Genomic DNA, 7,425 nt, shown 5'->3' on the forward strand with positions numbered 1-7,425 from the left:
CGGCGACAGACCGACCGAGGCGCGAAAGCCAGTCAGATTGGCTTCACCATCCACACCGGAACCCAGTGCGTCACGGGCGCGCTATCGCCACCGAACTCCATCCGGTAAGTCACGTAGGCCAGCCGCGCGCCCTCGGTTGTCGTTCCGAACATGCTGAGCTTGGCCTCGACACAGCCGGAGGCTTTGAGGCCACCAGCGGTGTAGACAGCCTGGTGATGAGGGGCGTGCCGGAACAGGCAGGACAAATCAACCAAGACCTGCTCAGGAGGATCTACTCGCTCGAGCGGGTTCACGCGCCCAGATCTGACCATGACACCAGACTAGAACACTTGTTCGATTACTGGTATCGTCGCAATTGGCAGGGTCGGTGACGCAGACCTCCCCCGGCTGCTGGGAAGCTCCGACCCTGCCAACTTCCCGCCGACACCGTTCACGTGACGTGCCCTTCTATCGCGGCTCCGAATCCGGTCGCTACCGGCCGCACATCGAGATGTCGGTCGTCATCGAAATCGGGTGCTCGACGAGGTTCGCCGGCACGTATCCGCAGACGCTCTTGTGCGTGTCGAGCGAACTGCAGCAACGACTTTTCGTGGTGATTGAATCTCGCCGCCCGCCGTAACCTGTGATGCCCCGCAGAACTTTGCCCGGCACGAAAGCTGGACACTGAATTCGAAACGGGCATCTATTCAGCTTTACACTCGGCGGCCTCGGATCACTGCTCGGCTGGCATTTCATAAGTGATCGATGACGGATTCCTCAGCATTCTCGGTTACGCTTACCCAGATCACTCACGCAATGAATCGGAAAGGTGCGTAAGCACTGTGGCCACACATGTCATCACATCCTTGATCGACGACCTCGACGGCTCCGCTATCGATGACGGATCGGGAGAATCGATCGAATTCGCAGTGAACGGCGTCGAATACGTCATCGACTTGAAGACCAAGAACGCCACCGAGTTTCACCGCAAGCTCGACTATTACATCGACCATGCGACTCGTGTTGGTGGGCGTCGCCGCAAACCAGCCGCGGCCGGCACAGCACCCGCCGCTAAATCATCGAGCAAAGCCGCCGCATCGGCCACGAAGCGCGACCCGGCGCAAACACGGGCGATTCGGCAATGGGCCTCGGACGAAGGCTATGAGATCAGCGAGCGTGGTCGCATTCCCGCTGACATCGAAGAGGCGTACAACGCCGCTCACTGATTCCTTTTCGGTGACCACACTGCGCACGCGGCCGCCGTAGCGCCTCCTATCCCGTAGCTTCTGCTCGGCAGTGGGGAGTATGAGGGGCGTCAGCCCTTCGCCGAGAGCAGCGCGACAGCTCCGATCACCACCACCACGACGTCGACTACCCGGTCATGGGTGCCTGGTGCTGCGTAGTGTTCGGGTTCAGGCACCGGGCAGATTGCAGCTGCCCGGTGCCGGCTGTTCTTTCGGGGATGGTGTTCTATCCTGTGTCGCCGATGTGTTCTTCGGCGAGGTTAGAAGGTCCGGACCACTTACGGGGTCGAGGGTTGCAGCTCGCTCTCTTCCCACTTGCGGAACCGCCGCATCGCCGTCGATGCGACCACCCCGTCTGTCTCCTGACCGATCCGCGCCCACGACCACTCCGGATGTTCCTGCCGCAGTCGCACCGTCTCCAGCACGACGCCGGAGACGACATCGACGTCATCATCGCCGCCGAACCCCTCGTCGTTGTCGGGGATCGGCAGCGTAGGAGGCGTCGTTGCCTCGACCTCGACGCGACGATTCTCGATCGGTGCGGGCGGCGCCGCAGCCGCCAGTTCTGATAACCGCGTGGCGGTGTCAGCGCCGTCTCCTCGTGCAGTGTCGCGCTGCATGATTCGGGGAGCCCGCAGAATCACCGCCAACACCTCGGTCATGAGGAGAAGCGAAATAGGCGCTATGGACGCAATACCCGCCGACACCACCGCCGGCAACAATGTTGCACTCAGCACCGCGTGATAGGAATTGCCCGCAATCGACGCTGCAGCCGCGACCCGCAGAAGCAGGGTCACGAAACGCCGCCCGCGCACTGTGCGTTTGTCGACGTGATTCGACAACGCGATCGCCGTCATCGTGAGCGAGACGATGGCGCCGTCCAGCACAACGGGAATCACCCATGCTTGCGCGTGACCGGTGCCGCCCATGATCGCCAGCTCCCGCAACGCAGCGAAGCTCAACCAGAACGACGCACCTGCAATACCGACAACTAAGAGGACCGCGGTTGCCAGCGCCCATTGCAGTACGCGTGGATGGATCGGCGTTGCGTCGACATCTGCGGCGCCAAGCGAATCGTGGTGTGCGTGGCCGGTCATCGGATCCTCGGTCCCCGTGCGAGCGGACCGGTGCGTTGCGGGAACGGCTCACCGTCGTTGAACCTCTTGCGCAACGTCTCCAGGTACTCCTCGACCGCTGCGTTGACCAGATCCGACGGACCACGCGGCGCACCCGGTGTCGCCGACAGCGCCTCGGCGGCATTCAACAATTCATCGACGGTCGAGCGGTACAGGTAGAACGAGCGCTTCCATTTCGTCCGATCAGGGCCGTCTGCAACAGGTTCCGGCTCCGGTTGCGCAACGACGTCCGCCGGTTGCGGTGGATCGACCGGACTCCACCCGGCCAGTGCGCTCTTCATGCGTTCGGGTCTGGGCATCAGTGCACTCCGTCCGTGAGGATTGCGATGGTGTCGCGGTAGATCGTCGACAGGTTCCGCGATTGCGTGGTGCCCCAGTCGGGCAGGCTGGTCTGGGACTCCATGGAGTCTTTGATGACCACCCGTTTCGGGATCGCGTCGCCGAGGATGTTGATGTTGGCTGCGATCTCGACCAACTGCTCACGGCCGGCGATGGTGTTGTTCTCGTGCAGGTTGATCATCGCCCCCAGCAGTTCGAGCTGCGGGTTGTAGCTCCGCTTGACCGCCTCGATCGTGCGCCGCAGCCGCGCCAACCCGTTCGCCGAGAACAACGCGGACTGACTGACCACAACCACCTTTCGTGCCGCGACGAGCGCATTGATCGTCAGCAGGTCCAGACTCGGAGGGCAGTCGATGAGCACGACGTCGTACACCTTGTCGACGAAATCGACCGCGTCGCGCAGCCGCCGTTCTCGTCCCGCGCCGGCGATGACCAGTTGGTCGCGGACATAGGCCAAGGATTCGTTCTCCGGCACCGTCGGGACCAGCTCGACACCCGGCCAGATCGTGGGCACGATCGCGTCGGCAATTGTCGCGGTGGAGGCTTCGGAGAGCACATCTGCCACGCCGACTTCGTCGCGTGCGAGGGCCTGTCGGCTCAGGACGGTACTGAGGTTGCCTTGAGGGTCGATGTCGACCACCAGCACCCGCATGTCAGCCTTCGCGGCCGCGTAGGCGAGATGGAAGACCGACGTCGTCTTGCCCACTCCCCCTTTTTGATTGCAGAACGCGAGAACTTCAGCGGACATTACGGGCCTCACTTGCTACGGACGCGATACGCGAAACACGCGAATGGCATCCCATGCCGGTATCGGGGGCATCGGGTGACATACGCGTCATGGGGGTATCGGGGGCTTGGCGTGCTACACCCGCAATACGCACTGTGCCCGCATGGCAAGTGTTGGATGTATTGACCGACAATGCTTCCCAAGCAACCGATGCACGTGCGGCGTGTCCAGGGCGTGTGGACCGTATGGGATGAACAGCGCCTGATGCCACCAAGTCGCCCCTTGTGGGTATTTCATGACCGGAAGATTGATGGACGTGCTCGATGGATGACCGAACAGAGCTCGTCGGCAATACTTTCGTGGAAGTTTGTTGAGGTCGAGATGGATCGTCGCAGCGTGCGTGGTGCAGCAGTGTCACAGCAGGTTTGGCAGCTCGACTCGATCGATCGTCCGCAGTCGCGCAGCCAGTAGATAACAACCGACACTGACGTTGGCTGGAGGCAGTTCGCTGCAAGATGAGTACCGTCTCGGCCTCTATGACTGGCGATGGTTCTGATTGATGGATGGCGTACATGACTACCTCTCTGCTTCGGTTACGTATGTAAGACAAGGGACTTCGTCCTGCTTCTCTCGGACCCCCCATGGGAAACCCCACTTGTCCACACCCGCGTTGTCCGCTCCACGCCCGATGGCCCCGCGTCGCCCTGGACGCGTGGCTCATCGGTATCGCCACGTGATCGATGATCAGTCGAACCAGTGGTGCCTCGGGGCCGGTCTCCGAGGATTTACAAAGGGTGCACAGGCCGGCGGCAGGCTGGTTTCGAACGTCGGGCTCTGCCAGGAAACGACGCGGCGACGGGTGGTTCGCCTCGGGATCGACCCAGACGACGAAGATTGACTCGTCCAAACCAGAATCGAAACCGCGAAACCTACTCGTACGCCCACGGATACACACACATGTTGTGTGGATTGAGGTACGGCGAAATCACCGCACCGGAGGGTTACGGGTAACCCGTCAGCCGGTGCGGGTGATCGCGAATGTTCTTGAAGAAGTCGCTATGACCGCTTACGATCGGATACTGAAGCTCCTTCCTGTTGGGTTGAGGTTTCGACAACGCCCTCGGCCCCGGTGCTCGTAACACCGGGATTCGCCGAGGGCGTCTCTAGTTCGTAGGGGTCGGGCGTCAGCGGCATGTCAGGCAACGCCAGGGCTGGTCGACTGGGCTTCCAGACCTTCGATGTACTCGTCGATCGCGGTGTCCGGAATCAACCGCCGCTTCCCGATTTTTACACTGCGGATCTCACCCGAGGCGAGCTTGCTGAAAAAGTTGGAACGCCCGAGCCCCGTGCACGCCATGGCCTCTGGGACAGAGAGCAACCGTCTGGGCATGTTCATCACCTTCCGTCAGTTGTGTTGCATTCCCACAAAAGAGCCCACAAAACTCGTCAGTCCATGTGACTCCAACGGAGACTAGCAATGTCGTGATGGTGCCGCAAGAAGTACAAAGAATCAGCTAGACTGCGTGACCATGACAGAGTCTTGGGCTGAATCGCTTGTGAGTCGCATCATGGGCGAGGTACGTCGACTGCGCGGCAGAGACCACTCCGCTTTGTCAGCAGCCAAGCTCGCTGATCGAACCGCAGACATCGGCTATCCGATCTCCCGCAACGTTCTTGCCGAGCTCGAGAGTGGACGCAAGAAGAGCCTCGATGTCGCCGAATTGCTCGTACTCGCAGCTGCATTGGGCGTCTCCCCGGCGCAACTCGTCTACCCCGACTTACCGAAGGGCGAGATCGAGGTGTTGCCAGGGCTCCCTCAAGAGTCGCATGGCGCCTTGCAGTGGTTCAGCGGTGAGGCCGGGCTCATGAAGCCCTCCCGCGCATGGAGTGACGGCGAAACCAAGCAACCTGTCGACATGTGGCTGCGCGAACAGTTCGATCCGAAGAACGATCGGGTTGGCATAACCCGCGAATGGCTCCAGGCGCTTACTACGATGCGGCGAGCCCGGTCTCAACTTCGCAGTGGGTTGTCGAAGCAAGAAGCGGCTGAACACATCGAGACCATGCAGCTGGCGTACGAGGATGCTCGACGCCGCGCAGAAGAGCTCTTCCATCGAATGACTGAACTGGAGATGAACGTGGGCACCGAGGCCGCCGATGCCTAGGCAGCAACTCCCGCCACAGATCCGCAAGGTTATCGTCCGGGACCGGAAAACACACCGCGAGACACCCCGGTACGAGGTAACCGTCGATACCGGTACGCGAACAGACGTCAAGGTGGACGAAGACGGAACGCCAAAGACAACGACCAGACGGACACAAAGTCGCCGACGGTACAAGACCGAGCAGGAGGCGCGCGCAGCTCTGGCTGCGACCCTGAACTCCGTCAACAACGGGCTATACATCCATTCGTCGGCATTGACGGTGGAGAAGGCAATCGAGTACTGGTTGGAATCGAAGCACCGCCTGAAACCATCGTCGTTGCACGGACACCGGACGAACTTGCAGCCGGTGGTCTCCGAGCTTGGGCAGATTCCCGTCCAGAAGCTCACCAAGCCCAATATCGAATCACTGGTGAGGAACCTGCGGGAGGGTGGGCTGCCGTCACCCAGTGGCCGGCCGAGAAAGCCTTGGGCGCCTCGCACGGTGAACTACATGCTCAGTCTGTTGACCGCGATACTGCAGGATCAGATGGCACAGGGAAACGTCGTACGCAATGTGGGCGCCCTGGTGGAACGACTAGCTACCGAAACGCCCGAGATGCAGACGCTATCGAAGCTCGAAGTCGACAAGCTGATGAAGCACGTCGCGCGCGAACCGCTATCGCAGGCATGGCAATTGGCCATGCATGGCATGCGGCGGGGTGAGATCGCAGGACTGCGTTGGCAAGACGTCGACCTGGACAATGGCAAGCTCAGGGTTGCGAACACACGTATCGCGGTTGGCAAGACCATCGTCGAGGGTCCGCCGAAAACGAAGAAGTCTCGACGCACACTGCCGATCTCCAAGCCGCTGGACGCGGCACTTCGCGCGGCCAAGGCTCAGCAGGCGAAAGAGAAGCTACTGCTCGGTGCGCACTACCAGGAAACGGATTACGTGGTGCGGCTACCTAATGGACAACCGGTGCACCCGAACCTGCTGACGTTCCGATGGAAGAAGATCTTGCAGGCGGCCGAGCTTCGACATGTCAGACTGCATGATGCGCGGCACACCTGCGCGACGTTGATGCACCTCCAGGGGATCCCCATCGCCGTTATCGCGGCTTGGCTTGGGCACGCATCGGCAGCTTTCACGCTAAGCGTGTACACACACTCTCAGGAGGAGGCCTTGCTCGACGCTGCTAGCAGCTTTACGTAGGCCGTCGTAGTGTGATTCCGCCCGCCCACAAAGATATACAAGTAGTTACTTCGTCCTGCAGTCTACGATCCGGCAGAGCAAGATCGCCCGCCTGCGGTGTCGGCACGTAGGCGTACGTGAAGCGCATGTTTCTCCGATGGCAGGCGGAAGATCGCGACGCATCCTGCTCGTCCCGGTTGTGCATTGCGTCAACCTGTAGATAATGATGGCGTGTCCGAGCCACCACCGCCCGATCTCTCCGTTGTAGCATCTGTCTGCAACACCGTCTCCTTAACGATCAACAGGTTGGCTTACTCGTCGTACCACGAGCCTGGTTTCGACCTGCGAGAAATAGATGACCAGTACGGAACCAAAGAAGTCCCAGATCCATTGACAAACGCGCACAAGTTAGTGCGATTCTTTCTCCTAGCCTCGATCTTTCGCCCGGGTGATGTGTCGGCCTGAGCACTCTCGAACTGATGTTTGCAGGCCTGGTCTCGGTGGCCGAGCATGGTGGTTTGACCGATGTCGCTCGGCGGGGGCCGGTTCCACAGGTCCGGTTGGTCTTTCGGAGTTGTCGGGGCGGGGTTCGGTCGGTCAGGTCGGTGCCGGCAACGCGGCGAGTCGGGTCAGAGCAGTGACGGTGAGGTCGGTCCAGGGTGCG

At 60.9% G+C, this 7,425-nt stretch carries 8 protein-coding genes; 3 read left to right on the plus strand and 5 right to left on the minus strand.

The window, feature by feature from the left end; genetic code table 11:
• Positions 1–32 precede the first annotated feature (32 nt).
• A complete protein-coding gene (locus DK926_RS24105) occupies positions 33–311 on the minus strand; it encodes a hypothetical protein (RefSeq protein ID WP_114332494.1) in 279 nt (92 codons plus the stop codon).
• 510 nt (positions 312–821) lie between these two features.
• Here DK926_RS24105 and DK926_RS24115 point away from each other — a divergent pair.
• Positions 822–1,205 carry an Lsr2 family protein gene (locus DK926_RS24115; protein ID WP_114332496.1) on the plus strand — a complete coding sequence of 128 codons (384 nt, stop codon included), beginning with the start codon at positions 822–824 and terminating at the stop codon, positions 1,203–1,205.
• A 296-nt stretch (positions 1,206–1,501) separates the two neighbouring features.
• Here the strand turns inward: DK926_RS24115 and DK926_RS24120 are convergent, their stop codons facing one another.
• From DK926_RS24120 to DK926_RS24135, 4 genes are all read right to left on the minus strand, one after another.
• Positions 1,502–2,320 (minus strand): DUF2637 domain-containing protein, encoded by an 819-nt coding sequence (locus tag DK926_RS24120; RefSeq protein WP_114332497.1) that lies wholly within the window; start codon positions 2,318–2,320, stop codon positions 1,502–1,504.
• Complete coding sequence (locus DK926_RS24125) at positions 2,317–2,658, minus strand: hypothetical protein (RefSeq protein WP_114332498.1); 342 nt, start codon at positions 2,656–2,658, stop codon at positions 2,317–2,319. The genes DK926_RS24120 and DK926_RS24125 overlap by 4 nt, the downstream gene beginning before the upstream one ends.
• On the minus strand, positions 2,658–3,446 hold the full coding sequence (locus DK926_RS24130) for an AAA family ATPase (RefSeq protein ID WP_114332499.1): 789 nt from the start codon (positions 3,444–3,446) through the stop codon (positions 2,658–2,660). The genes DK926_RS24125 and DK926_RS24130 overlap by 1 nt, the downstream gene beginning before the upstream one ends.
• 1,174 nt (positions 3,447–4,620) lie before the next feature.
• A complete protein-coding gene (locus DK926_RS24135) occupies positions 4,621–4,815 on the minus strand; it encodes an excisionase family DNA-binding protein (RefSeq protein ID WP_114332505.1) in 195 nt (64 codons plus the stop codon).
• 139 nt (positions 4,816–4,954) lie between these two features.
• Here DK926_RS24135 and DK926_RS24140 point away from each other — a divergent pair, with 139 nt between their 5' ends.
• Together DK926_RS24140 and DK926_RS24145 are read left to right on the plus strand one after the other, a co-directional pair.
• On the plus strand, positions 4,955–5,590 hold the full coding sequence (locus DK926_RS24140; RefSeq protein WP_114332506.1) for a helix-turn-helix domain-containing protein: 636 nt from the start codon (positions 4,955–4,957) through the stop codon (positions 5,588–5,590).
• Positions 5,591–5,702: 112 nt separating this feature from the next.
• The gene (locus tag DK926_RS24145) at positions 5,703–6,782 is read left to right on the plus strand and encodes a tyrosine-type recombinase/integrase (protein WP_243636996.1); all 1,080 of its coding nucleotides are present in this window, start codon (positions 5,703–5,705) and stop codon (positions 6,780–6,782) included.
• Positions 6,783–7,425 lie beyond the last annotated feature (643 nt).

Source organism: Rhodococcus sp. Eu-32 (assembly GCF_003336925.1).
Classification (GTDB): Bacteria; Actinomycetota; Actinomycetes; order Mycobacteriales; family Mycobacteriaceae; genus Rhodococcoides; species Rhodococcoides kyotonensis_B.

Coding starts and splice junctions, on each gene's coding strand:
- DK926_RS24105 (WP_114332494.1), bottom strand. CDS start 311: ATGGTCAGATCTGGGCGCGTGAACCCGCTCGAGCGAGTAGATCCTCCT.
- DK926_RS24120 (WP_114332497.1), bottom strand. CDS start 2,320: ATGACCGGCCACGCACACCACGATTCGCTTGGCGCCGCAGATGTCGAC.
- DK926_RS24125 (WP_114332498.1), bottom strand. CDS start 2,658: ATGCCCAGACCCGAACGCATGAAGAGCGCACTGGCCGGGTGGAGTCCG.
- DK926_RS24130 (WP_114332499.1), bottom strand. CDS start 3,446: ATGTCCGCTGAAGTTCTCGCGTTCTGCAATCAAAAAGGGGGAGTGGGC.
- DK926_RS24135 (WP_114332505.1), bottom strand. CDS start 4,815: ATGCCCAGACGGTTGCTCTCTGTCCCAGAGGCCATGGCGTGCACGGGG.
- DK926_RS24140 (WP_114332506.1), top strand. CDS start 4,955: ATGACAGAGTCTTGGGCTGAATCGCTTGTGAGTCGCATCATGGGCGAG.